Consider the following 26501-nt stretch of genomic DNA (forward strand, 5'->3'; position numbering starts at 1 on the left):
TCCGCTTTTGAACACGAATTTATACGAGAAAGTCATAATTTGATCATTGAACAGGTCACCACAGTAGATATTGGATCAGAACTCACAGCCGTATACTTGAACCACAGGAGACACAATCGGTGCTAAGTCCTGAGGAAGAATTCAAGAGGAGTGAGGGAGAAGAGGCTATGAAGACACAACCCGAGACGGGTAATCGCGCACGGATATCAGATGTAGGAGCGGGGTCAGTTCGCAAACGTAAATCGGTCTTGTACAATCTTGGAAAGTTTAAGGTGCTGTATCTCATGTTTCTGCCAGGGATTCTGTTTCTCCTGGTGAACAACTATATGCCAATGTTCGGCGTACTCATTGCATTCAAAAATGTGAATTATGCCGACGGTATCCTAGGTAGCCCTTGGAGCGGATGGGATAACTTTAAGTATTTGTTCTCCACGAGTGACGCGTGGGAGATCACGCGGAATACACTTGCGTACAATACCGTGTTCATCGCACTAAATCTATTTGTCGGCGTAGGCCTCGCGATCTTGCTGAATGAAGTTAAGAACAAGGCCATGTCGAAATTATACCAATCACTTATGCTGCTGCCTTATTTCTTATCCATGATTGTAGTCAGTTACCTGGTACTTGCGTTCCTGGGTAAGGATTCGGGGTTCATGAACTCTACCATATTACAGATCTTTGGTGGACAGCCAATTGACTGGTACTCTGAGCCGAAGTACTGGCCTTATATATTGCCACTGGTGAATACGTGGAAGAATATAGGATATTATGCCGTCATTTATCTGGCAGCCGTCGTAGGCATTGATGAGGAGTATTATGAAGCGGCCGTCTTGGATGGAGCGACGAAATGGCATCAGATTCGTTTCATTACGGTACCGTTTCTCATTCCGTTGATTGTCATTATGACATTGTTACAGATTGGCCGTATATTCTATGCAGATTTCAGTTTATTCTATCAGGTTCCATTAGAATCGGGTGCGCTGTTCCCTGTAACGAACGTACTTGATACTTATGTGTACCGTACATTCTTGGTCGGCGGCGATATAGGAATGTCCTCTGCTGCAGGTCTCTATCAGGCTATTGTCGGCTTCGTGCTTGTTTTGGTATCCAATACCATCGTAAGACGAATAGACAAAGATAATGCATTATTTTGAGAGGGGGCAAGTCAACTGTGAAAACACGTGATCCATTGGCCGTTTCGCGGCGTTCCGCTTCAATTATTCACGGCATGTTTCTCTTTTACGCCATAGCCTGTATCGTGCCGATCCTGCTTGTCTTCGCCATCTCTTTCTCGGACGAAACAACAGTAATCGCAAACGGCTATAAGTTAATTCCTGAGAAGTTCAGTCTGACAGCTTATGAGTTTTTGTTCAAGGATATGGATCAGATCATTCACTCCTACGGCATTTCCATCATTGTAACTGTGGTGGGAACGATTACGAGTGTGGCTCTGACTGCACTGTATGCTTATCCGCTCTCACGTAGAGATTTACCATACCGAGGATGGTTCGCATTCTTCATCTTCTTCACTATGTTGTTCAATGGTGGATTGGTACCGTGGTATCTCGTATATGTGAATGTGCTTGATTTGAAAAATTCGATTCTGGCACTTATTTTGCCGCTGCTTCTATCACCGTTCTTCGTACTCGTTATGCGGACGTTCTTCGCGAATTCGATCCCAGTTTCCATACTGGAATCAGCACGAATCGATGGAGCGGGTGAGCTGAGAACGTTTACACGCATTGTACTTCCGCTCTCACTTCCAGTTATGGCAACGGTTGCACTCTTTAGTACGCTTAATTACTGGAATGACTGGTATTTAAGTATGATCTTTATATCGGATAACCGGACGATCAGCCTTCAGTACCTGATGTACCGAACGCTGCTCGATATTCAATATTTAACTTCTAACTCGAATGTGTCCTCACAGATTTCATCACAGGGTGGATTGCTGAATCTACCGAACAAAACATTGCAGATGGCAATGGCTGTAGTCGGAATTGGACCTATTGTGCTAGCCTATCCGTTCTTCCAACGGTATTTCATCAAAGGGCTTACCGTAGGTGCAGTGAAGGGCTAACTCCGGCCGGTTAGCGGAGGAAGAGTAGGAACACGAAGATAGCTGAAGGGGCATATACAAAATCGTGAATTGGGGTAATTGGCGGTCTGGTTGTAAGGTTTAACACACGACGGGAGGGGTTCATTTGGTTAAAACATTAAAGGTATGGCCGCGACTTGCGGCGGCAGTCATGGCACTGAGTCTCGTGCTCGCAGGCTGTTCAACGGATAAGAGCGGAACAACAACGCCTGGTGCAGAAGGCGGAGGTGCAGCAGAAGGTGGAGGGAAGCCTTATGAAGTAACGCTGTATTATCCAGGAACACCACAGAAGGATGTTGCCTTGGTAGAAGCTGAGATCAATAAAAAGATGGAACCGAAAATCGGAGCAACGCTTAAGATTAATGCGATCGACTGGGGACAATGGGACAATAAGTTGAATCTGATGATATCCTCTGGTGAGAAATCAGACATTATCTTCACAGCAGCGTGGCAGAACTACACAGTCAATGTTGCCAAAGGAGCTTTCCTGCCGCTGAACGATCTGCTTGAAGAGCATGGTCAGGACATTAAGAAAAATCTAGATCCAGCCTTCCTCGAGGGTTCACAAGTAGATGGGGTCAACTATGGTGTACCAACGAATAAGGAACTTGCGGCAACGCGTGGTGTGCTCGTGCGTCAGGATCTAGCTGACAAATATAAGCTAGATTTAGCAGCGGTGAAAACATGGGCAGATCTAGAGCCTTTGCTCAAAACCATCAAGGAAAATGAACCAGGAATCACACCGTTCTACATGTCCAATACCAACGGTAACGGATTGTTAGAAAATCTGGATTGGGATTACCTCGGGGATGCATCTGTACCAGGCGTTATCTCGAAGACAGCAGGCTCCACAACAGTATTAAACGAAGTGGAGACGGCAGAATTCAAGGAAGCTGCTGAACTTGCCCGTAAGTGGTACCAAGCAGGATATATCAATAGTGATGCAGCTACATCCAATGTGTTCCCGAAAGACCAAGCCAAAGCAGGCAAAGCATTCATGTGGACAGACGGTATGAAGCCAGGTAAAGATAAGGAAGAGGAAGGCTATGTTGGCTTCCCGCTCACACAGATCGAAATGACTCAACCAACAATTACAACGGGTGATGCTTCCGGTGCGATGCTTGCAATCTCCCGCTCTTCTGAGCAACCGGAGAAAGCGATGCAAGTAATCAACCTGTTGCACTCTGATAAAGAAATCAACAACTTGCTTAATTTCGGTATTGAAGGTCAGCATTTTGTCAAAAAAGACGGAGCAGAAAACATCATCACACTGCCTGATGGTGTAGATGCGAACAGCCGCACTTACAATCCAGGCGCACAATGGCAGCTCGGTAATCAATTCCTGAACTTCCTCTGGGATAATGAAGACCCTCAGAAGTGGGAGAAATTCAAAGAATTTAATGCCAAAGGTGTGAAGTCACCTGCCTTAGGATTTACATTTAACAGCCAATCGGTCAAAAATGAAATTGCTGCGGTGAACAATGTGAACAAACAGTTTAAACCAGGTATGACATCTGGAGCAGTAGATCCAAGCGAGATGATCCCTAAATACTTGGAAAAACTGAAAGCCGCAGGAATTGATAAGATCATTGCAGCGAAACAGGAACAACTGGATGCATTCCTTTCCAAAAAATAATTCAGTAGGTAGACGAACCAAGCCATAAGCAGATTTTGATATCTGCAAAATGGATAGAGAGTTTACGCTTGGAGACATCTTCGGTACATAACCGAGGATGTCTTTTTGTCGTTTGATACATGGATTTGGATTGTTAATCATAATTAGGAAAAATATGATATAATCAGGTGGCTGATTAGGGGGTGTTTATGTGTCGAGGGCGAAACTCACGTTCTCAATCATTTTTTTGCTATTTTCAATCATTTTTACCTTCAACCATCATCTGGGCTTCTCGGTAGGTGATACGATATTGAGTAAAGTGGGATTGTTACCTTATACAACAACATATGTTAGAGGTGTTCATATCACACTTTTTATAGGTCTGGGTATGCTGGTCTGTAGTTATTTCATTACACGAAAAGTGTTGGGATCATCGTTCCCACGACTTGCCAGCAAGCTATGGTTAATGGTCTTGGTCATTGTTCTCAGCTATTCCTTTATCACGGATAAAGTCATGTACGTAGTCAAATGGAATGCAACGGGAACCAATGCCGTTTCTTATGTACAAAACCAAAGTTCGTGCATGTACGATGTAGTTGATGATGGCGATACTTTAGCGAGCTGTTATCTAATCATCAAAAACTACAGTGGACAACCCGTAGTTGCTATGGTCAAACCCGATCTTGCACGTAGTTACAGGAATCAAGATGATCCACTCTATGAATCTTTAAACTCGGTTGAGCTAAAGCCTGTACGCATAGAGATTAAACCTCGTGGTACATTTGCGGGTCAGCTTGCATTTTCCGGTCTAGCAGGTTCACCGCTCCCTTTTCAAGGCAAACTTCATGATATTGTGCTTGATATTGGGATTGAAGGTCAGAATATTGTATTTGATTATGAGTTGCCCTAGCAGCATAGAGTACATACATACATACATACACACATACATAATTTCCATTACAATGGATTAAGAAGAGTCGGCGAAAGCCGACTTTTTTGGATTATATAGCTAGAATTAGTGCAGAAATATTGACTTTGTGACCTGTATCTTACGCTTGGAAACGCTTACGATGGAGAGTGAGCTACTCTGCTTGTATGTATAGAAGGGTGTAAGAAAGCTATGGTGTGAAAACGGATCGTGTGAAAGTACGAAAATAATCATTTATGTTTATAGCATGTATAGCTAAAATAGATGTCACTGACAATTTGAGACAAGGTGAGATGAGAAAATGTCATATCGGACAAACCTATTTTCCAAGATGGTTATTTTGATTTTAATTATGTTAATTCCTGTCGTATTGCTCTATTGGTATTCCAATCACAAAACAACAGCTGTGCTTCGGGATGAGCTCAATCGCTCAAACAGCAATCAGCTTGAGTTCTTTCAGAATCAGGTGAACACACATATTGAATTGTTATCATCATGGCCGAACCTGCTCATTCATGATCCCGATATTGCTAGCTTTCGACGGATCTTTGCAGATAGCTCGTATTTTGATCTGGATACCATCAATCTTGTAAAACGAATTCAGAACAAGTTAAGCATTCAGGAGAGCTCCTCTAACTGGGAGACAAAATTGTATTTATACTCCCCTTCCTTGGGCAGGGTTGTATCTGAACGGGACGCCCGCTCATATGACAAGCTCTCCTTACAGAATTCAATCTCTTCGGGCTGGGACGTACGCCGAATTGCTGGTGTAGCAGGAGAGGATGATCGCTTCATGTTCAGCTGGATTACGGTATCGCCCTATGGGATTAGTGACCCGGCAGTGAATGCGGAAACGATCATTAAACTGGAGTTTGATAGCAGCAACATCCGTGACATGTTAGACAAGTTTAAAGATGACGGAAGGCACGACCCCTTCTATTATCGCGAAGATGCAGGGGTCATCTATAATCGTACCTCGGATCGAACGCTAACCGGCCAACTTATCAATCAATTGTCCATTCATCAGCTGAAGGATGTGGACAATCGAACTGTTGTTATTGATGGGGATCCTTACATGGTCAACACGGTGAAATCAAGCACAACAGGCTGGTATCTGGTTGATTATATGCCGCTGTCAGCGATTTTGAAGCCGATTCATCAATCGAATCTATTGTTTTATTCCTCGATGCTCTGCCTATTTCTAATGAGTTTTCTGGCAGCCTATATGTTATATGTTCAGGTACAGGTGCCGGTCAAGCAACTTATTCGTGGTTTCCAGCGCTTGAAGCAGGAGGATTATTCTGTTCGTATTCAGCCTAAAGGACGTAATGAATTTAGCTTTCTGTCCGAACGGTTCAATTCAATGGTAGATCAGATTCAGCAGTTGTTTGAACATGTGTATTTGGAACGAATACATGTGCGTGAAGCTAGACTGAAGCAGCTACAGTCACAGATTAATCCGCATTTCTTCTATAATTGCTTCTCGTTTATTACCAGTATGGCTAAGCTCAAACGGGTGGATGCCGTCGTGGCGATGTCACATAATCTGTCTAGATATTATCGTTATACAACGAGACAGGAACGGGATGTCGTACCACTTACAGAGGAAATCGAATTCGTGAATTGTTATTTAGAGATTCAGAAGATGCGTATGGATCGCATTCACTACACCATTGATTTATCCGAAGATATACTGCTGCAGGAAGTTCCACCACTGATTGTTCAGCCATTAGTAGAGAACGCAGTGATTCATGGGATTGAGGCAGATGCTGAGGCGGGAGAGATCAAGGTTACGGGTGAATGCCGCGATGGAATGATGATCCTTCAGGTCGAGGATGATGGTCAGGGGATGAATGCAGAAGGGCGAGAAGCTCTGCTGTTAAAACTCAGAGGAACGATGGATCAGGAAATGGGCTGTGGTCTGTGGAATGTGAACCAGCGTTTGCAGCTGAGATATGGTGAGAAGGCAGGTCTTCATATTGAGGAATCTCAGCTTGGCGGATTGCGAGTGACGTTAAGATGGCCTGTGAGTGAAGAGAAGATTACAGAATTACAGGCGCCGATGGATTAAGAGCAGATGTGATGTATGACTATGAGGATGTGCAATGAGAGCTAAGAAATGCAGCGTTGAAGATGAGGAGTGTATAAATTGATTGATATTTTATTGGTGGATGATGAGACGTATGTAACAGAAAGTCTGGAACTAACGATCCCTTGGGGTGAGCTTGGGGTAACGACAGTGTTTCGTGCTGCTTCTGCAAAAGAAGCATTAGCGATTATGGAAGAAAATGCAGTGGACATTGTAGTGACAGATATTCGTATGCCAGGCATGTCGGGACTGGATCTTGTTGCAGAAGTCAGTACCCGTTGGTCGCATATCCGTTGTATTTTGTTAACAGGTCATAGTGATTTTGAATATGCGAAAAAGGCGATTCAGTTGCAGGCAGCCGATTATATTCTCAAACCAGTTAACGATGATGAATTCATGGCATCCGTATCCGCAGCGATCACGTCACTTCGAGATGAATGGGATGAATTCGATAAATATCACCGCTTATTATATAGCCGCAAGTCCGATTACAAAATTCTGCGCGAAAATTTGATGCATGATCTATTGTTAGGACGTGAGATTACAGCTCGGGCACTTGGTGAACAGTTGCAGCAGTACGAGATTCAACTGGAACCGGAACAACCAGCTGTTATGATGTTAATTCGTCTTGCCGGTCGATTCTCAAGTATGGATCAACAATCATTAGATCTGATGGATTTTGCGGTGGGAAATATCGCGGAAGAGGTGTTTGGTCCACAGTTTAATGTTTGGTTTGGTCATGGCCCTCATGAATGCCTAGTCATGTTGATACAGCATCAGAACTTAAACGGAGCCGAAGCGATGATTCTGGACGAGATTAAGGAACCTACCGCTACCTTCCGGGAGCATGTCATTCGATATTTGCAGGGAGATATCTCTATGGTCGTAACGCAGCCGTTTGCTTTTGAAGAACTAACGACGGCATATCGCCGGGGATTAGGCTCACTTGTGCTTACAGGACCAGAGGAGAATATGATTCAGTATCTGGATGCTAACACGACCAAGCGCTCCGATAATGATGCGCAGGCATTGGATGAGCTATACAAGCCGCCAGTTCTGCCTCAATTGCTGGAAACCAAACAGTGGGAGGCAGCCGCACGTAAGCTTGAGGCTGTATTTGATGAGGCAGAGCGTGTGCGATTGTCACGAGAACATGTCTATGAGATGTATTTATCCGTAACGAATGCATTTATGTATATTGCACATAAACAGGGACATCTCGTACATGAGATTGATCATGCCGGCTTTGACTTGCTCTTGGCACATCAGTTGATTCAATCACCTGAGAAGCTGCGCCGCTGGGCAACAGAAATGTTAACCAAGCTCCAAGAAGAACTATCTGATCAAGAAGGAACACAGAGCCGAAGACATGTTATTAAACAAGTTCAAGAGCTAGTAACCCGTGAAACAGGGCAAGAGTTATCTGTGAAGATGATTGCGGACAAAGTGTACTTGCATCCAGTATACCTATCCAAAATCTATAAGGCAGAAACAGGAGAGGGTCTAGGGGACTATATGATTCGCATGCGGATGGAGCGTGCATTGTATCTGCTCAAAAATACGAACAAAAAGATATACGAGATTACGAGTGAGCTTGGGTACCAAAATCCTCAATATTTCAGCAAAATGTTTAAAAAACATTACGGGATGACCCCAAATGAGTATCGAGATCAGTCGTAATTACAACATCATTCCAGAATATAGGTTGGCAAAGGTGCAGAAATCTTGATTTCGTATCATAGGAACAAAGGCCCGGCCAGCCTATAATGAAAGGGTAACCAAAACGATTGAAGGGGGAACAACATGAGAGCGCAATCAACGAAAAAGAAATTTTTGTCGCTTCTCGCTACAACACTGAGTCTGACTGTCGTTCTTGCAGGATGTTCAGGAGGCAGTGCGGAGGAGAGTGCAGCACCAAGTACATCTGGTGTTCAGAATGAATACAAAGAAAAGTATGACCCAGAGGTAACCATTACAACTGCATGGGGGATTGACCCTGAACTGAAATTCAAAAATGGTGAATCCATGGAAAATAACGTAGCGACCAAATGGGCTAAGGACAAATTCGGTATTAACATTAAGTCACTTTGGTCTGTAACGGATACAAACAGTGCGTTTGCAACTAAACTGCGTCTCGCCATGTCTTCAGGTCAAGAAATGCCTGACATTGTGACCATTGGCCAACCAGATAACCTGGTTGCTCAAGATTTAATCGATTCCGGCATGTATCAGGAAGTAGGGCTGTTGTTCGACAAATACGCTTCGGACACATGGAAAGAGGCTATGGCTCAAGATTCAAACGTATGGAATCAGTACAGTCGTGACGGCAAGAGAATGGGAATTCCAGTACTCGACTATGCATACAACAATGATTACCTGCTCTGGATTCGTCAAGACTGGTTGGACAAGCTGAACCTTGAAGCACCAAAAACGATTGACGAGCTGGAAGTTGTTATGGAAGCGTTCAAAAACAAAAACCCGGACGGCTTGGCTCCGGATAAAGTAACACCACTCAGTATTGGTTTCAAAACGTCCATGAACACATGGATGGGAGATCCATCCTGGATCTTCGGTGCATACGGTACGCTGCCTTCCCAATGGAATGTGGGAGCAGATGGCAAGCTCGAATATGGTTCAATTAACCCAGGCATGAAACAAGGTCTAGTTAAATTGAATGAATGGTTGACCAAAGGTTACATTCCTCAAGAAGCAGCGCTGTGGGATGAGAACAAAACTGCAGAACCAGCAGTTGCAGGTACAGCAGGTATTATCCCTGGTCCTTACTGGATGAGCGGCTGGCCATTGGCTGATACAGTGAAGAACGTATCTAGTGCTGTGTGGAAGCCAATTCAAATCCCGGTAGGGCCTGAAGGCAAAGCAATGCGTCATGGTACGCAATTCGTTAACGGTGTTACGCTGATTAAGAAAGATATGCAGAACCCAGAAGCATTCTTCACATATCAAAACTACCTGTTTGACAATTATGCTAATCCAGCACCAGGCAGTGAGTATGATAACGGTCTCTTTGAAAGCTATGACTTTGAATTAGATGCAAACGGAAAACAAAAACGATATGAAGATATTGAAGGCGGGTATGTTAACGTAGTACGTTACTTGCTCGTGCGTGATGGCGCCCGTATTCCAGATGCACAAATGAAAGCCTTGATGAATCTGGCTGATGGCAAAGAGCCAGAGACGAAGCTTGAAAAAGATGTTGCCGCAAACTATGGTACAGAAACACCTGCCGCAGCTAAAGTGTTGCTTGCACAGGAAGAAATCTCATTCAAAAACATGTTTACTGGTCCTACGACAGCGACAATGAAATCCAAATTGGATTACCTCAACAAAATTGAGAATCAGACCTTCAATGAAATTATCTATGGCAAAAATCCGGTAGATTCGTTCGATACGTTTGTTCAGACGTGGAAAGCTGGTGGCGGAGATCAGATCACTCAAGAGGTTAACGAGTGGTATGAAGGTGTAAGAAAATAAGGTTTTAACCGGCGCGCAGGCTACTTGTAGTCTGCGCGTTTTTTTGTTTTTTTGAGAGGACAGGAAGACGTCATCCATGGAAATTGGTTCCAATACAAATGAAGCATTGTATGGTTCTAAAGTAGTTGCTTTTGTGCCATTTATATTGCTTTTATGCGCTGTTTGAGTGCCTCAAAAGCTTGATATAATCGCATTATAAGCCACTCAGGGAGTACTTGAGTAGGAAGAACTACAGGGGGAGCAATCATGAGAACTTTGAAACGTACTTGGCCATTCCACGTAATGCTGCTGCCAGCCATCATCTTTCTGATCATCTTCAGTTATGTGCCTATGGGCGGGATCGTTATGGCATTTCAGAACTATAAGCCATGGCTTGGAATTAGCGGCTCCGATTGGGTCGGATTGGACAACTTTAGATACTTGTTTGAACGTGAAGACAGCTTGCAGGTTATCTGGAATACATTAATCATTGCTGTGCTCAAACTGATCTTTAACTTATGTGTACCATTTGTGTTTGCAATCCTGTTGAATGAGGTTCGTAAGATGGCTATTCAGCGGACCATTCAAACGTTGGTATATCTGCCTCACTTCTTGTCTTGGGTTATCCTGGGCGGGATTTTGCTAGACTTGTTGTCAACTGGAGGATTGGTTAACCGAGTATTGGGAACCTTCGGACTCGGACCATACTTCTTCTTAGGCGATAACAGCTTGTTCCGACCAACGATCATTCTAACGGATGTGTGGAAGGAATTCGGTTATAACATGATTGTCTTTCTGGCTGCACTTGCCGGTATTAACCCGGCGCTATATGAAGCAGCTGAGATCGACGGAGCGAATCGTTGGAAACAAACCCTTCATATTACGGTTCCGTCTCTCGTACCGATGCTGATGGTTGTTGGAACACTGGCACTGGGAAATGTATTGAATGCCGGTTTCGACCAAATTTTCAACTTGTACAACCCGCTCGTGTATCAAACAGGGGACATCATCGATACATTCGTATATCGCTCGGCGCTGGAAAATGGAGAGATGGGTTTCGCTACTGCGATTGGATTGTTTAAATCCGTCATCAGTATGGTGCTGATCCTCGTATCGTACAGCTTAGCCAAGAAGTACGCCGGATACCGCATATTCTAATCGAATGAACAGAGAAGGAAGGGACCACGATGTATCATAAAACGAAATCATATCGCGTGTTTAACGTTATCAATATTTGCTTTCTGCTGTTAGTTGCCATCATGTGTATCGTCCCGATGATTCACGTACTGGCTGTCTCGTTCAGTAATAAAGCTGCTGCAGATGCTAACCTGGTCAGTCTCTGGCCAGTAGGCTTCTCGCTTGAAGCTTACAAAAAGACAATGAATAATCCCATTTTCTTGAACTCTCTCTGGATTTCACTGCTTCGTACCGTGATTGGTACAGCGATTACCTTGCTGATTACGTTCTTGGCAGCCTATCCGTTGTCCAAAGAAAACAGTGAGTTCAAAGGTAGAACAATCTACTCCTGGATTTTTGTATTCAGTATGATTTTCAACGGTGGACTGGTTCCATTCTATATGGTTATCCAAAAGATCGGATTGATGGATTCCTTCTGGGTGCTGGTACTCCCAGGTGCAGTAAACACATTCCTTGTCATCTTGATGCTGAACTTCTTCCGTGGCATTCCGAAAGAGCTGGAGGAAGCAGCACTGATGGACGGAGCGAACCATTTTAGAACATTGTTCAGTATCTTCCTGCCGATCTCCATGCCGTCAATCGCAACCATTGCATTGTTCAGTATGGTATTTCACTGGAATTCCTGGTTTGACGGATTGTTGTATATGAACAATGCCAAGGATTATCCGCTGGCTACATTCATGCAGACCGTTATTATCAAGCGTGATATGAGTACGATGGCGATGAATCCGAAAGAACTGGAAACGATCTCTCAGACAACGGTAAGAGCTGCACAGATTTTCATTGGTAGTGCGCCGATTCTGATCGTGTATCCTTTCTTGCAACGCTTCTTTGTTAAAGGTATGACACTGGGCTCAGTTAAAGGCTGAGCCCAGAACGTAATTACTTCGTTCAATGGAGGTTGATTGTGTGAATAACCGGTATAGTGGGCCATTCATTCTTGGAATGGATGTGTCATTTATGGATGAGATCGAACAACATGGAGGCAGTTTTAGTGATATAGATGGCAAAGAGCAAGATCTGCTGTCTATTTTGAAACATAACGATACCAACGCCATTCGACTGCGGATCTGGAATGATCCGGCTGGTGGCTTCTGTAACCTAGAGCGGACAGTCGCTGTAGCCAAACGTATTAAGGCTCATGGTCTTCAATTTTTGCTTGATTTCCATTATTCAGACCGTTGGGCTGATCCAGCTAACCAGTGGAAGCCGAAGGCATGGGAGGAGCTGTCTTATGAAGAGCTTCAACGTGCGGTGTGCAACTATACGGCAGAGGTATTACGAACGCTGAAGGAGCACGATGCATTGCCGGATATGGTGCAGGTAGGTAACGAGATCACGCCTGGTATGCTGTGGGATGAGGGTCGAGTAGGTGGAGAGGAACATGATACCGATGAACAGTGGGAACGCTTTGCAGGGCTTGTGAATTATGGTATCGCTGCCGTGAAATCGATCGATTCAGATATTAATATTATGATCCACATTGATCGTGGCGGAGATAATGCAGAGAGCGTCAAGTTCTATGATCGCTTTGAAGCGCTCGGCGTAGAGTTTGATACCATTGGTCTCTCTTATTATCCTTGGTGGCATGGCACACTCGACGCATTGAAGGAGAATATGCATGATCTGGCGAAACGTTATGGTAAAGAAATTGTAGTTGTAGAAACCGCTTACCCATGGACGTTAGAAGAGCTTGAAGGTCATGAGTGGATTATGAGACAGGAAGATATGCTGTTGCCTGGGTACCCGGCGACCGTTGAAGGTCAACGTCGTTATCTGAGAGACATGTTACAGATTATTCGTGAAGTACCCGGTGGTTTAGGTGTCGGATTCTACTATTGGGAACCGGCATGGATTCCTAGTAAACCCGAATGGTCGGTTGGACATGCGAATAACTGGGCGAACTTAGCGATGTTTGACTACAAAGGACGTAAGTTGGAATCGTTTGCAGCATTAACCGATGGTCAGGATACATTAATAACTAAATAGTGTATAGCTACAGTTTGAACAGAGTTATCACAACAATAGATTACATCATTAAAGGAGTTTTTCCCTATGACATACAAATTTCCACCTGTAAGCTCGAAAGCACCACACATGCTTCACGGAGCAGACTACAATCCGGAGCAGTGGCTTCGTTACCCTGAGATCCTCGAAGAGGATATTCGCTTGATGAAGCTTGCCAAATGTAATGTGATGTCCATCGGCATTTTCTCTTGGGTATCCCTTGAACCGGAAGAGGGCGTATACACGTTCGAATGGCTTGATCAAGTATTGGATCGTTTTGCGGCAAACGGCATCTATGCTTTTCTAGCAACTCCAAGCGGAGCGAGACCAGCTTGGATGTCTGCTAAGTATCCAGAGGTGCTGCGTGTGTCCGAGAACCGTGTTCGTAATCTTCATGGTTTCCGTCACAATCATTGTTATACTTCACCGGTTTATCGGGAAAAGGTGACTGCAATCAATTCCAAGCTTGCTGAGCGTTATTCGGATCATCCGGCAGTGATTGGTTGGCATATTTCCAATGAATTCGGTGGGGATTGCCATTGTGATTACTGTCAAGCAGCATTCCGCGAATGGGTTCAGAACAAATATAAAACGCTCGATGAGCTTAATCATGCATGGTGGACCACATTCTGGAGTCATACGATCACAGATTGGAGTCAAGTTGAGTCTCCTGCTCCGCATGGTGAGACACAGGTACATGCGATGAATCTGGACTGGCGCCGCTTTGTAACCGATCAGACTGCTAACTTTATCGTTCACGAAACTAAACCTTTGAAAGCTAAGAATCCGGATTTACCGGTCACAACCAACCTGATGGAGTTTTACGGTGGGTTGAACTACTGGAAATTTGCTGATATTCTAGATTTCCTCTCATGGGATAGTTATCCGACATGGCATGATGCGGATGATGATGGGAAACAAGCATCCAGAATCGCAATGATGCATGACATCGTTCGTTCCATTAAGGGTGGACAACCTTTCTTATTGATGGAAAGCACACCTAGCTCAACGAACTGGCAGGAAGTGAGCAAGCTGAAACGTCCAGGCATGCATCTGTTATCCTCATTACAGGCTGTAGCACACGGATCAGACAGCGTGCAGTATTTCCAGTGGAGAAAGAGCCGGGGGTCTAGTGAGAAGCTGCATGGTGCAGTGGTAGATCATGTTGGAACAGAGCATACACGCGTATTCCAAGATGTGACTGACGTAGGTACAGCGCTTGAAGGCATGGAGGCGATTGTTGGAACAGCGGTTCCAGCAGAAGTAGCCATTATCTTCGATTGGGAAAATCGCTGGGCTGTGAATGATTCTCAGGGACCACGAAATATCGGTGTGAAGTACGAGCAGACGGTGGAAGCGCATTACGAAGCGTTCTGGAAAAAGGGAGTGGCTGTAGACGTTATCGATATGGATGCAGACCTCTCCAAATACAAATTGCTTGTTGCACCAATGCTTTACTTGATGAGAGAAGGCGTTGGAGAGCGCATCGAGAAGTTTGTTGAAAATGGCGGAACCTTTGTGGCAACGTATTGGTCCGGCATTGTAAACGAGAATGATCTGTGCTTCTTGGGTGGATTCCCAGGTCCGCTGCGCAAAACGCTGGGAATCTGGTCAGAGGAGATTGATGGATTACACGATCGTGAACTGAACGGAATCATTCCAGAGAAGGGCAATGAGCTTAAGCTGAACACAGAGTATGATGCAATTGAGCTGTGTGACCTCATTCATCTGGAGGGTGCGGAATCCCTGGCTACGTATCGTTCTGACTTTTATGCAGGACGTCCTGCACTGACGGTTAATCGTCTGGGATCAGGTAAGGCATATTATATGGCGGCACGTCTGAAAGCACCATTTTATGATGACTTCTACGGTAGCTTGATCCATGATCTGAACATTGAACGTGGATTGCAAACAGAGCTTCCAGCAGGAACCACTGCTCATACTCGAACCGATGGAACAGCAGATTATGTGTTTGTGCAAAACTATACATCGGAGACGAAGCAAGTGCAGCTGGATGGTCAGTCCTATACCGATCTGCTTCGCGGAGAAGCGGTTCCGGCGCAAATCACACTGCAACCGTATGATATCCGTGTATTGCGCAGAGCTGTAGAGCGTAAATAAAAATAACCATCTTATTAAGGCCACCTTGAACGTCGTTTAGACGTGTAGGGTGGTCTTTTGCATAGGTTAGGTTTAGTCGGTGATCTCAAGGTTATATTCATAAGGCCAATGAACCCTTTTAGACTTTTTCTGGGTAAGATAAAGGAAAAGAGTGCATGTGCAGCGAAGAGAAAAAGGTAACATGCAACTCAAGACTTACAGTCTGGGAGGAATTGGAATGAATCAAAGGAATCTAGATGGCAACAGCATTATTATTCGGCTGGAAATGACAACGAAAGATATCAAGTTTGGCGAAGTGGCATCGGCCATCTCGGAAGCTGGCGGAGACATCATTGCCATTGACGTGATTTCAACGAACCAGGATGTTAGTGTACGTGACTTAACTGTAGCAGTAACCGATTCGCAGGATAACAGCAAAATTATAGACGCGGTACGCGAGCTAAAAGGCGTATCCATCGTTAACGTATCAGATCGAACGTTCCTTTTACATCTGGGAGGTAAGATTGAGGTAACTCCGAAAACACCGATTCATAACCGGGAGGATCTGTCCCGTGTGTATACACCTGATGTGGCTCGTGTGTGCTCAGCCATTGCGGATGAGCCGGGCAAGGCATTTTCACTAACAATTAAGCGTAATACTGTAGCAGTTGTATCGGATGGAAGTGCTGTTCTTGGTCTTGGCAATATCGGCCCGCGTGCCGCAATGCCTGTAATGGAAGGTAAGGCGATGTTATTCAAACAATTCGCTGGTGTGGATGCTTTTCCAATATGCCTAGATACGCAGGATACCGAGGAAATCATTCGAACTGTGAAAGCGATATCACCTGCATTCGGTGGTATTAATCTGGAGGACATTTCCTCACCGCGGTGCTTCGAAATTGAACGCCGCTTGAACGAGGAGTTGGATATTCCTGTTTTTCATGATGACCAGCATGGCACAGCAGTTGTGTTATATGCTGGATTGATCAATGCACTGAAATTGGTCGGAAAATCGATTGCGGATGTGAAGATCGTCGTATGCGGTATTGGTGCGGCAGGTGTGGCTTGTAGCAATATTTTGTTGTCCGCAGGAGCGAATCGGCTAATTGGCGTAGATCGTGAAGGTGCTCTTGTACGCACCCAGACATATGAGAGTGAGGTCTGGAGCGATTACGCGACTCGTACGAATCCGGAGCTTGAGACAGGCTCCCTGCGTGACGTTATCCGTGATGCAGATGTATTTATTGGTCTCTCACGAGGCAATCTGCTATCCAGGGAAGATGTACAATCGATGGCAGCAGATCCAATCGTTTTTGCCATGGCGAATCCTGTACCCGAGATTATGCCTGCTGAGGTTGAGGATATTGTAGCCGTGATGGCGACAGGACGTTCGGATTACCCGAACCAGATTAATAACGTGCTTTGCTTCCCGGGTATGTTCAGAGCTGTGCTGGATTGCCGTGCGACAGAGATCAATGAGGAGATGAAGTTAGCTGCTGCGAAGGCCATTGCTGCTGCGATCTCCGATGAAGAGCGTTCTCGCTATTATATTATCCCAAGTGTGTTTAACGACAAAGTTGTCAAGTCGATGCGTAATCGTATTGTCGAGGCGGCGGTAAAAACAGGTGTGGCTCGTCGTGTACCACGGGAACAAACGCGTGAAAGCGAGGAATTGTAGGATGGGTGAGCATGCTTCTGAGCGATCTACAGCAAATCTGCAGGATTCAGGTTTGAACCATCAGACCGATGGCATGCGGGTTGGTGAAGAAATTCTTCAAGCCGCGCGTACCTTTGTTCAGGCAGATTTAGCAGAACATGCGGATGGCCATGACTGGTCTCATATTGAGCGGGTCACTGCTCTGGGGGTAGAGATTGCTCATCGGATGGGAGCAGATCCATTTATCGTGGAACTAGCAGCGTTACTGCATGATGTGCCTGATGAGAAGCTGAATGCAAGCTTGGAGGCGGGCATGGCGAAGCTGCACGCATGGCTGGATACACAGCCGCTTGAGGCAAGTACACGCGATACGGTCGTGAACATTATCAGTACGATCTCTTACGCAGGTGGACAACGTCCTGAAGTCTCCAGCTTAGAGGCTCAGGTTGTACAAGATGCAGATCGTCTCGATGCGCTAGGAGCAATCGGGATAGCCCGTGCTTTTTCATTTGGCGGTTCCAGAGGGCGGCAGATGTATGATCCTACCCTTCCCCCACGGGAACAGATGACCCGGGAGGAATATCGCAATGGGCGCAGCACAACGATTAACCATTTTTACGAGAAACTGTTTAAGCTGAAGGAGCTTATGAATACATCATATGGTAAAGAGCTGGCGGAGGAACGACATGCTTATATGGTACAATTCGTAGAACAGTTCAAACGTGAATGGGAAGGAACCGATAAAGACAACGTATAAGCGTATCCTGCATTAAATTGGGGGATAACATGAAATAGCATGAATAGACCGTTATCTCTCCCGCAGAGTGCGGTCTATTCTTGTAGCAATGGATTGAAGTGGAGTCAAAATCGCTTCTATGCTTCGGATTAGTGTGTATGAATGCACTTTCGAATAGCACAGACTACATATTCCGTGGTACAATGAATCGTTCTTGTGAGAATATGACATGAAAATAAAGATCACTACAATGAAATACGGGGTAATAATGATTAATAATGCAGTTTACAGAAAAGATAGGTTAGGTAAGGAGGGGTTGCCGTGTCGTTCGGAGCACGAGTGCTTAAGACAGGGATTGCGGTAACGCTTGCTCTGTACCTCAGTATGTTTCTTAACCCGCAGTCGCCTGTGCCGGCTGCGATCGCGGCGATTTTTGCCATGCAGCCATCCATTTATCGATCATGGAAATACTTCTTGGATCAGTTGCAGACAACAACACTTGGTGCCATTGTTGCGCTACTTGGCGGTATGGTACTGTCCAATGAGCCCATAGCGGTTGGATTGATTATTGTGCTCGTTATCATGATCTGTCTTAAGCTGAATATGGGCGAAACCGTAGGTCTGACATTGGTTACTGTTGTTTCCATTATGGAAGCTTCGGGAGATTGGCATTTTGCACTGAATCGGTTTCTCTTAACGCTTATTGGTATCGTGTCAGCCTTCCTCATCAACATTACAGTCTTTCCTCCCAAACCGAAGGTACAGTTTGTGAAGCAGATTCAGAGTGTATTTAACAGCATGTCGCTCTTGCTACGAACGTCCATCTCAGATGAGATTAAGGAAGCTGTATTCCGAGACGAGAAGAGCAATTTGGGAGGCTCCATTAAATCCCTGTCAGATAAGTACAATTTGTTTGAAGAAGAACAGAAAAAGATGAAACGTTCGAAGTTCAGTCAGACCCGCCAAATGGTTGTGTATAAGCAGATGTTACTGAGTCTGCAAAAGGGTTATGAAGTATTAGACTCTGTCGAACGTCACTATTTCCAAGCACAGCGAAGCCCTGAGTTGGATCGTTTCTTCGATACCCACCTGGAGAGATTGATTAAATTTCACGAGCACGCACTTCTCAAATTCGAAGATAAGTTGAAGCCCAATGGTGAAGAGGCGGAGCAGTTTATTTTGGACAATGATCACTTTATGGAGCAAGCGATCACGGAGTTTGATGTTGACCAGAACGGCATGCTTCGACTGTCCATTGTTGCTGCAGCGATCTATGATTATGGCTATCAGCTGGAGCGCCTCAACCGCCTTGCTGATCATGTACACAGTGGCAGCGATGATAAGGACTCACAGGATCATATCCTGAATTGGATTAAGTGGCCATAACAGTGAATTGCAGTTGGCGGCATACTCATATACAATAGAACCACAACTTAGCCCGGGCAGCCTTGTCCGGGTTATTTTGTTGCAGGGATACCAAACCATTAATATGATAAATGCGTTCAAAATTCAACCCCCTTATTCGATACTGAGATGCCACTAGGCACCTTGTAATCAAAGCGGACTTTTTGAACTACCTCTATAATGAACCGAGGGAGATCTTATGACTTCAATAATAACAGAGCTTAACCCTGAATTAATGCAGTGGTTCAATGGGCAGCATTTACAACATAAAAAACATGAAGCCATGCAGCTACTAACCGTCTCGGAAGATGCGTGGCCTCATCAAGCCATGATTAGTGTGGGAGAACTGGTTGCGATAAGTCCAACCGTGCTGAGACTTGCATTGTGGTCTGGAACGCAGACAAGCCAAAATATGGAGCGGACAGGCAAGGCTACTTTGGTCGCCATTGTAGATCATCAGTTGTTAACTATTCGACTTGCGTTACGTGCGCTTCCTCCCTTACCTGGGTCTGTTCATCCAAGGGATCGCTACGAAGGTGAGATAAGGAGTATTCGTGTAGATCATGCGCCTTATGCGGATATCACCTCTGGGATTACCTTTCAATTGAAGGATGAGCCTGGCACATTAAAGCGCTGGGAAGAGACGATTGCAGAGTTGCGACTATAGAGATTACTTATAAATCTCTTATTAGTACGTAAACAATCATAATTACCATGTGAAATTATCTATATCGATCCATATGGTGGGTAATAATAAGCTAAGAAGAGATGATGTTGCATAGGATATATGGGGTGTTGGAGAAGAGCTAACAGCAGGGTAGTGTGTCATTAAACGTAATGAACCAAGAGCATATGACAATACATTGAAGAAGTAGGAGTTAGAAAATAACATTAGAAAACAACAAAAAACGCCTCCACTTGCATCGGGACGTTGTCACTGGTACAATAAAAAATGGTTTTCAAAAAATTAGAACTAATTAACATAAAATTAAAATGTTTACTTTCTAATAATTATACCATGGCCTAGTCGGGCATGTCAAATGAGCTTTTGAGGAAACATTCCGGGGAAAGAGGGGCATAGGATTATATGAGTACAGATCAGCAATGGAGCGAAGAACAGCATCGGGTCGACAGTGTAACCAATCAGATTGAACGTAAAATTACAATTCTTGAACAAGAGGTTGGTTCCTTTAGAGACGAAGTTGTAGAGATGAGAAAGGATTTCTGGGACGAGGTTACGATGAACTTCAGTGAAGCCGATGATGTAGGGGAAACCTCTACAAGTATGCGGCAGCAGTCACAGGTCCTATCGGATCGGGAGCGTAGCCATTTGAATACGGCAGCGGCACTCGACAAAATGAAAAGACTACATCACTCGCCTTATTTTGGACGCATCGATTTCAAAGAGGACGGATATCCGCAGGCAGAGCGCATTTATCTTGGCATTGCTTCCTTATTGGATGAGAAGGAGGAATCCTTCTTGGTGTACGATTGGCGTGCCCCAATATCCAACCTGTATTATGACGGCGCGCCAGGGCCGATCACATATGAGACACCCAGCGGTGAGATTAGCGGCGACATTGAGATGAAGCGGCAATTTGTCATCCGTGAAGGTCGTATCCGGTTCATGTTTGACACAGGCGTAACCATCGGTGATCAATTGTTGCAGGCCGTTCTGAGCCGGACGTCAGATGCGCAGATGAAAAGTATTGTGGCGACGATCCAGAGAGAGCAGAACCGTATTATCCGTAATGATCGAACACGTATGCTGATTGTACAGGGGGCTGCTGGAAGCGGCAAAACGTCGGCTGCCCTTCAGCGCGTGGCCTATCTTCTATATAAATACCGTGAACATTTGTCAGCGGATCAGATGGTGCTTTTCTCGCCAAACCCAATGTTCAATAGTTATGTATCAACGGTATTACCTGAGCTAGGGGAAGAAAATATGTTGCAAACGACGTTCCAAGAGTATCTGGAGCGCCGTCTTGGACGGGAATACCAGCTTGAAGATCCGTTTATTCAGCTTGAATATGTGCTCTCGGCTACAGAAGACACAGCTTACCCTGCGCGCATGTCTGGGATTCGATTCAAATCGTCTGAATTGTTCCTGAAGGTAATTACGAAATATAAAGACAACTTAATGGTCGATGGCATGAAGTTCAAGCCGGTTCGTTTTCAAGGACGTGCTGTTGTTACCGCTGAAGCGATGGAAGAGAAATTCTACAGTTATGAACCATCGGTGAAGCTGGTGAATCGGCTCGAAATGTTAAGAGACTGGATGTTGAAGGAGCTCTCCGCATTCGGGAAAAGTGAACTAGAGGCACCTTGGGTAGATCAGCAGCTTGATCTGATGGAGCCAGAAGAACTGCAACGAGCGTTCCAGCGTCTGAAGCGTAAACAAAAAGGGAAGGCAGATACATTTGATGATTTTGGACAGGAACGCGAGATTCTTGCCAGAATGGTCGTAAGTAGTCGCCTTAAGCCTTTGCGAAAATGGATCAAATCTTTGCGCTTTGTTGATATTCGCAAGCTTTATTCACAATTGTTCAAGGATCAAGGACAGATCGTTCGACTGCTGGATAAAGAACCATTGCCTACGCACTGGGAAGAAATCAGCGATATGACTCTACGGAGAATGAAAGAACAAGAGCTTGCTTATGAAGATATCACACCATATTTGTACTTACGTGAACTATTGCTTGGGTTCCATATTAACTCTAACATCCGGCATGTAATTATTGATGAAGCTCAGGATTACTCTGCGTTCCAACTGGCATTTATGAAAAGACTGTTTCCGCGAGCCAAGATTACAGCACTTGGTGATTTCAATCAGGCGATTTATGCCCATTCTTCTGTGCTGAGTGGGACAGGACCATTGATGAACCTATACGGCCCTGAAAATACCGAACTTATTGAGTTAACCCGTAGTTATCGCTCAACCCAAGAGATTGTGGAGTTCACGAAGGGAATGGTTCCAGGTGGAGAAGAGATAATTCCGTTTAACCGTAGTGGGGAGAAACCTCAAGTTATTGTCACAACGTCTGAGCAGAAGCATCTTGATCTGATCACTGCTGACCTTAACGCCTTAGTTCAGGAAGGATATGAGTCCGTAGCAGTGATCTGTAAGACCGCAGAAGAGAGTAGAGAAGTACATGAAGCACTCAGTAAGGTATTAACTACCGCACCGAAGCTGATCAAAAAAACGACTTTAGCGTTCGAACGAGGTGTTCATGTCATACCTGCCTACTTAGCTAAAGGTGTAGAGTTTGATGCCGTACTCATCTACGATGGTTCTGTGGAGTATTATGCCCAAGAGCATGAGCGCAAGTTGTTCTACACGGCGTGTACACGGGCTATGCATTTGCTTCATATCTATTGTTTAGGTCAACCGAGTCCATTTATCACTTCGCAATCAGAAACGTTATATGATACGGGAAAGGTAACTGCTGCTCAGGCGGATTAAGCAAAGTGATATAGACTTAACGAAACCAAGTAGACTTCCGTCCGACTGGACGGAAGTTTTTCTATATATTTTCTGACATTATCGATGAGCAGATTTAGGTGGTTTGGATGCTTTGGATAAATTTTGCATCGGAATTTGGATTTAAACACAATTGGTGTAAATGTTCTTTACACTTAGTGTTCGGGCTCATATAATCGAAACAATATACTTTTTTGGAGCGTTTAATTCAGGAGGAGGCAACTACATTGTACAAATCATCTTTTGACCGACCGCTAATGGCGGATTGTGTACCTGATCTAGTGGCAACAGCACGTGGGGACCTGCCAGCAACATTGGTGATTCGTGGCGGGACACTAGTCAACGTGATATCCGGTGAAATTTTAGAAGGTATGTCTGTAGCTGTACAGGGCGCACGGATTGCATATGTCGGCAAAGATGTAAGTCATACGATCGGAGAACACACTCGAATCATCGAGGCGAAAGGCAAGTATATAGCTCCGGGACTACTGGACGGTCACTGCCATATTGAAAGTACGCAGATGAAGGTAACAGAGTTTGCACGAGCCGTGCTTCCGTCTGGTACAACGGGTGGATTCTTTGACCCTCATGAAATCTCCAATGTCCTTGGACTTCAAGGTCTGAGAATGATGCTTGATGAAGCTCGGACGACACCAATGGCTGCCTATATGCAGGTTGCATCATGTGTTCCTTCCACGCATCCAGGACTAGAGACGACTGGCGCTCACATTGGTCCAGAGGAAGTTGCTGAAGCTCTCTCTTGGGGGCCAGATATGATTGGTCTTGGCGAGGTGATGAATTTTCCAGGGGTTGTGTATGGAGATGAAACGATGATTGGAGAGATTCAAGCTACGCTTCGAGCAGGCAAAGTAGCTGATGGACACTTTACGTGGGCAGCAGATGACTGGCGTTTGCCAGCCTATGCGGCTAGTGGAGTCACTGGAGATCATGAATGTGTGACGAAGGAAGATGTGGTTGAACGTCTGAGACTAGGCATGTATGCCAAAATGCGTCAAGGATCAGCTTGGCATGACGTAGCTGAGACGATCAAGGCTTGCACGGAGCTCGGCTTGGATACACGCCGGATGATGCTGGTTACGGATGACCGCAGTTCAGAGTCGTTGCTAAAGGAAGGACATATGGATTTTGTCGTGCGTCTCGCGATTTCACAGGGCGTGAAGCCGGTAACAGCGTTTCAGATGGCAACCATTAATACGGCTGAGCGGTTTGGTGTGGCTCGGGATATTGGCGCAATCATCCCGGGTAATATGGCTGATATTATTTTGCTGGATGGGCGACTCGCGGATGTGCGTGTTGGTATGACGATTGCGGCTGGGCAGGTCGTGGCAGAGAATGGTCAGATGACTGCCGTATGGGACAATTTCATCTATCCTGAAGAGGCATTGAATACGGTAAAATTGGAACCTACAATTACGTCAGAGCAGATGGAACTTGCTGCGCCGATTGAAGAAGGCACGATTGGGGCTAAGATTATTCATGTAACGGAGAATCATGTGGATACGAAGGAAAAACACCATCCTGTTGCTGTACAGGATGGTCGGGTTGTCGTATCTACAACAGGTGATGTATGTAAAATTGCAGTGCTGGAGCGCCACAAACAAACCGGGAACCGGGCTGTAGCTTTAGTTGGAGGTATTGGCTTCACGGCACCAGCGGCCATCGCAATGACGGTAGCTCATGATAGCCATAATCTATTGATCATCGGTAATGATGATGCTTTGATGGCTGAAGCAGGTAACCGGGTCATTCGCATGCAAGGTGGCGTTGCAGTAGTAACAGGTTCAGGAGTGACGGAGTTCCCGTTACGGATTGCCGGATTGATGTCAACGGAGTCCTTTGAAGAGGTGGCTGTTCAATCCGCCGCCGTTAGCGAAGCGTTGCAATCGGTTGGCTGTACACTGAATAATGCATTTATGACCTTATCATTGCTGGCATTGGTTGTCATTCCAGAACTACGGTTATCTGATAAGGGGTTGGTACGGATCTCGGCAGAAGGGATTGAGCTGGTTTCCTTGTTTGATGAGACAACAGAGAACGTGAATGCTGCCCCGGCTGGTTCGTAAATACTTTAATACATCATTACAACGTTATATTAGAATTGAAATAAATTTGAGGATAAATAAGCAAGCCATCTAGAGCGGATCTAGATGGCTTTTTTGTGCTTTTAACTGAGCAAAACATATTGAATTTTGTACTTAAAGGAGAGGATGAAACGGAGCGAAGGTGTGAAAATTGGCTGAAAAGCAGAGTGAACCGCCGGAAGCAGTGAATTGATCCGTCGGAAGTAGCCTAGCTGCAAGCTTGTTGCAGAACTCAACGAAGGGATGTAGTGAGCGATTCATTTTGAACAAACTAGCAAGAAAACGCTTCCTAGGTCTTCTGTCGGTAGGTTTCATATGTTCATAATGACTGAAGTCTTGTGTGTTAATACGTTAAATAAGAAAAAATTCAGTTAATTGAGACTTTAGAACTATAAATACAGAAGTGTGAATACCCGAAATATGTTATATGATTCTTTCGTCGTAAGTCTTAGAGATGGCATTGCATATAGAAGCAATTCACTAGATAAAGCCTTTGGTAAATACGCCAAAATGCTTAAATTACGACAGTTTTTTGCCGGGTGCTAAAGATCAGAGAGATATAACATTTGAGGGAGTGTACGAATATGCAACAGAAGTCCAAATACCATTTTATCAAACTTGTTAGTTGTCTAATCCTCGTCGCTGGTGTTACGTTTTCTTCGAGAACAATTGCAGAGGGTTCAGTTGAAAGTTATGAGAGCATTCACGGTGAGATTGAGCAGCCTATCCGAGCTACATGGGTTTGGGATACCACTCAGATTCAAAGTCGTCCACAAGAAGTGCTGAAATTTGCCAAAGAAAAAAAGGTGAATACAATCTACCTGCAATTGAACCGGGATGTGAAAATTCCTTATTATACAAGCTTTATTCGTGAGGCTAGAGCGAATCATATTGCAGTGGATGTGATGGATGGCAGATCTGCATGGGGATTGACCGAAAGTAGAGGACAAATCGCTGATTTTCTGAACTGGATTGAGGCGTATCAAAATCAGGTACAACCAAATGAGAAATTTGCTGGCATTCATTTGGACATTGAACCCCATGTGCATCCACAGTGGAAAACGAATCAAGCGAGTGTTATTACGCAATGGATGGGAAATGTGCAGTACATTGTGGATCGTGCTAAACAGATGAAGATGCCGGTTGGGGCAGATCTGCCGTTCTGGCTGGATAATTACAAAGTTCCTGGTTCGACGCAGGCGGTTAGCAATTGGATGATTCAGAAATATGATTCAATCACAATCATGGCCTACCGGGATACAGCAACCGCAATTTATAATGTGGCGAAGGATGAACTTATCGATGCAGCACAACAAGGCAAGAAGATATCCATCGCTATAGAGACGAAGCAAAGTAAAGAGGGCGACTTTATTACCTTCTATGAAGAGGGTTCGGAGTACATGGAGTCTCAGCTTAAGCTGGTGGAGAATATGGCTAAAGCACATTCATCTTTTAACGGATTCTCAATTCATGAGTACACGTCTTGGAAAACTCTAAAGAACTAGTGATTATAAGCTTCTAATTTTAATGTAGAAAAAAAAGAAAACACCCTTCCCAAAGATGTCGCGACGATTCCTGTTGCTGACATCTTTTTTTGACTTAGGGAAGGCTGTGAG

Annotated in this window: 18 protein-coding genes; all 18 read left to right on the forward strand. The window is 44.8% G+C overall.

Annotated features, from left to right (window positions below; translation table 11 throughout):
* The first annotated feature begins 167 nt into the window (after positions 1-167).
* Positions 168-1154, forward strand: a complete 987-nt coding sequence (locus tag ASD24_RS21490) for an ABC transporter permease (RefSeq protein WP_082560521.1) — start codon at positions 168-170, stop codon at positions 1152-1154.
* A gap of 17 nt (positions 1155-1171) precedes the next feature.
* Positions 1172-2080 (forward strand): carbohydrate ABC transporter permease, encoded by a 909-nt coding sequence (locus tag ASD24_RS21495; RefSeq protein WP_056700379.1) that lies wholly within the window; start codon positions 1172-1174, stop codon positions 2078-2080.
* Between the two features lie 124 nt (positions 2081-2204).
* Positions 2205-3734 (forward strand): ABC transporter substrate-binding protein, encoded by a 1530-nt coding sequence (locus tag ASD24_RS21500; RefSeq protein WP_056700381.1) that lies wholly within the window; start codon positions 2205-2207, stop codon positions 3732-3734.
* Between the two features lie 190 nt (positions 3735-3924).
* A complete protein-coding gene (locus ASD24_RS21505; protein WP_056700382.1) occupies positions 3925-4623 on the forward strand; it encodes a hypothetical protein in 699 nt (232 codons plus the stop codon).
* A gap of 319 nt (positions 4624-4942) precedes the next feature.
* On the forward strand, positions 4943-6712 hold the full coding sequence (locus ASD24_RS21510; RefSeq protein ID WP_056700384.1) for a sensor histidine kinase: 1770 nt from the start codon (positions 4943-4945) through the stop codon (positions 6710-6712).
* 78 nt (positions 6713-6790) lie between these two features.
* On the forward strand, positions 6791-8410 hold the full coding sequence (locus ASD24_RS21515; protein WP_056700386.1) for a response regulator: 1620 nt from the start codon (positions 6791-6793) through the stop codon (positions 8408-8410).
* Between the two features lie 123 nt (positions 8411-8533).
* Positions 8534-10222, forward strand: coding sequence for an extracellular solute-binding protein (locus ASD24_RS21520; protein WP_056700388.1), 1689 nt, complete (start codon positions 8534-8536; stop codon positions 10220-10222).
* Between the two features lie 246 nt (positions 10223-10468).
* Positions 10469-11359: an ABC transporter permease gene (locus tag ASD24_RS21525; RefSeq protein WP_056700390.1), complete on the forward strand. Its 891-nt coding sequence runs from the start codon at positions 10469-10471 to the stop codon at positions 11357-11359.
* Between the two features lie 29 nt (positions 11360-11388).
* Positions 11389-12267 (forward strand): carbohydrate ABC transporter permease, encoded by an 879-nt coding sequence (locus ASD24_RS21530; RefSeq protein ID WP_056700393.1) that lies wholly within the window; start codon positions 11389-11391, stop codon positions 12265-12267.
* 40 nt (positions 12268-12307) lie between these two features.
* A complete protein-coding gene (locus ASD24_RS21535; protein ID WP_235540744.1) occupies positions 12308-13387 on the forward strand; it encodes a glycoside hydrolase family 53 protein in 1080 nt (359 codons plus the stop codon).
* A gap of 66 nt (positions 13388-13453) precedes the next feature.
* Complete coding sequence (locus ASD24_RS21540) at positions 13454-15526, forward strand: beta-galactosidase (RefSeq protein ID WP_056700395.1); 2073 nt, start codon at positions 13454-13456, stop codon at positions 15524-15526.
* Between the two features lie 217 nt (positions 15527-15743).
* A complete protein-coding gene (locus tag ASD24_RS21545; RefSeq protein WP_056700398.1) occupies positions 15744-17183 on the forward strand; it encodes an NAD-dependent malic enzyme in 1440 nt (479 codons plus the stop codon).
* A gap of 73 nt (positions 17184-17256) precedes the next feature.
* Complete coding sequence (locus ASD24_RS21550; protein WP_056701131.1) at positions 17257-17919, forward strand: HD domain-containing protein; 663 nt, start codon at positions 17257-17259, stop codon at positions 17917-17919.
* Positions 17920-18219: 300 nt separating this feature from the next.
* Positions 18220-19284, forward strand: a complete 1065-nt coding sequence (locus ASD24_RS21555) for an FUSC family protein (RefSeq protein WP_056700400.1) — start codon at positions 18220-18222, stop codon at positions 19282-19284.
* Between the two features lie 217 nt (positions 19285-19501).
* Positions 19502-19969, forward strand: a complete 468-nt coding sequence (locus tag ASD24_RS21560) for a pyridoxamine 5'-phosphate oxidase family protein (protein WP_200956180.1) — start codon at positions 19502-19504, stop codon at positions 19967-19969.
* 420 nt (positions 19970-20389) lie between these two features.
* On the forward strand, positions 20390-22765 hold the full coding sequence (gene helD, locus ASD24_RS21565) for an RNA polymerase recycling motor HelD (protein ID WP_056700402.1): 2376 nt from the start codon (positions 20390-20392) through the stop codon (positions 22763-22765).
* A gap of 275 nt (positions 22766-23040) precedes the next feature.
* Entirely contained in the window at positions 23041-24867 is a 1827-nt protein-coding gene (ade, locus tag ASD24_RS21570) for an adenine deaminase (protein WP_056701135.1), read from the forward strand.
* A gap of 602 nt (positions 24868-25469) precedes the next feature.
* On the forward strand, positions 25470-26390 hold the full coding sequence (locus ASD24_RS21575) for a hypothetical protein (protein ID WP_056700404.1): 921 nt from the start codon (positions 25470-25472) through the stop codon (positions 26388-26390).
* Positions 26391-26501 lie beyond the last annotated feature (111 nt).

Origin of the sequence: Paenibacillus sp. Root52 (assembly GCF_001426865.1) — a bacterium.
GTDB lineage: Bacteria > Bacillota > Bacilli > Paenibacillales > Paenibacillaceae > Paenibacillus.

Excerpts from the sequence above, each read along its gene's own strand:
- ASD24_RS21490 (WP_082560521.1), top strand. The coding sequence starts at position 168 with ATGAAGACACAACCCGAGACGGGTAATCGCGCACGGATATCAGATGTA.
- ASD24_RS21510 (WP_056700384.1), top strand. The coding sequence starts at position 4,943 with ATGTCATATCGGACAAACCTATTTTCCAAGATGGTTATTTTGATTTTA.
- ASD24_RS21520 (WP_056700388.1), top strand. The coding sequence starts at position 8,534 with ATGAGAGCGCAATCAACGAAAAAGAAATTTTTGTCGCTTCTCGCTACA.
- ASD24_RS21525 (WP_056700390.1), top strand. The coding sequence starts at position 10,469 with ATGAGAACTTTGAAACGTACTTGGCCATTCCACGTAATGCTGCTGCCA.
- ASD24_RS21530 (WP_056700393.1), top strand. The coding sequence starts at position 11,389 with ATGTATCATAAAACGAAATCATATCGCGTGTTTAACGTTATCAATATT.
- ASD24_RS21540 (WP_056700395.1), top strand. The coding sequence starts at position 13,454 with ATGACATACAAATTTCCACCTGTAAGCTCGAAAGCACCACACATGCTT.
- ASD24_RS21545 (WP_056700398.1), top strand. The coding sequence starts at position 15,744 with ATGAATCAAAGGAATCTAGATGGCAACAGCATTATTATTCGGCTGGAA.
- ASD24_RS21550 (WP_056701131.1), top strand. The coding sequence starts at position 17,257 with ATGCGGGTTGGTGAAGAAATTCTTCAAGCCGCGCGTACCTTTGTTCAG.
- ASD24_RS21560 (WP_200956180.1), top strand. The coding sequence starts at position 19,502 with ATGACTTCAATAATAACAGAGCTTAACCCTGAATTAATGCAGTGGTTC.
- helD (WP_056700402.1), top strand. The coding sequence starts at position 20,390 with ATGAGTACAGATCAGCAATGGAGCGAAGAACAGCATCGGGTCGACAGT.
- ade (WP_056701135.1), top strand. The coding sequence starts at position 23,041 with ATGGCGGATTGTGTACCTGATCTAGTGGCAACAGCACGTGGGGACCTG.
- ASD24_RS21575 (WP_056700404.1), top strand. The coding sequence starts at position 25,470 with ATGCAACAGAAGTCCAAATACCATTTTATCAAACTTGTTAGTTGTCTA.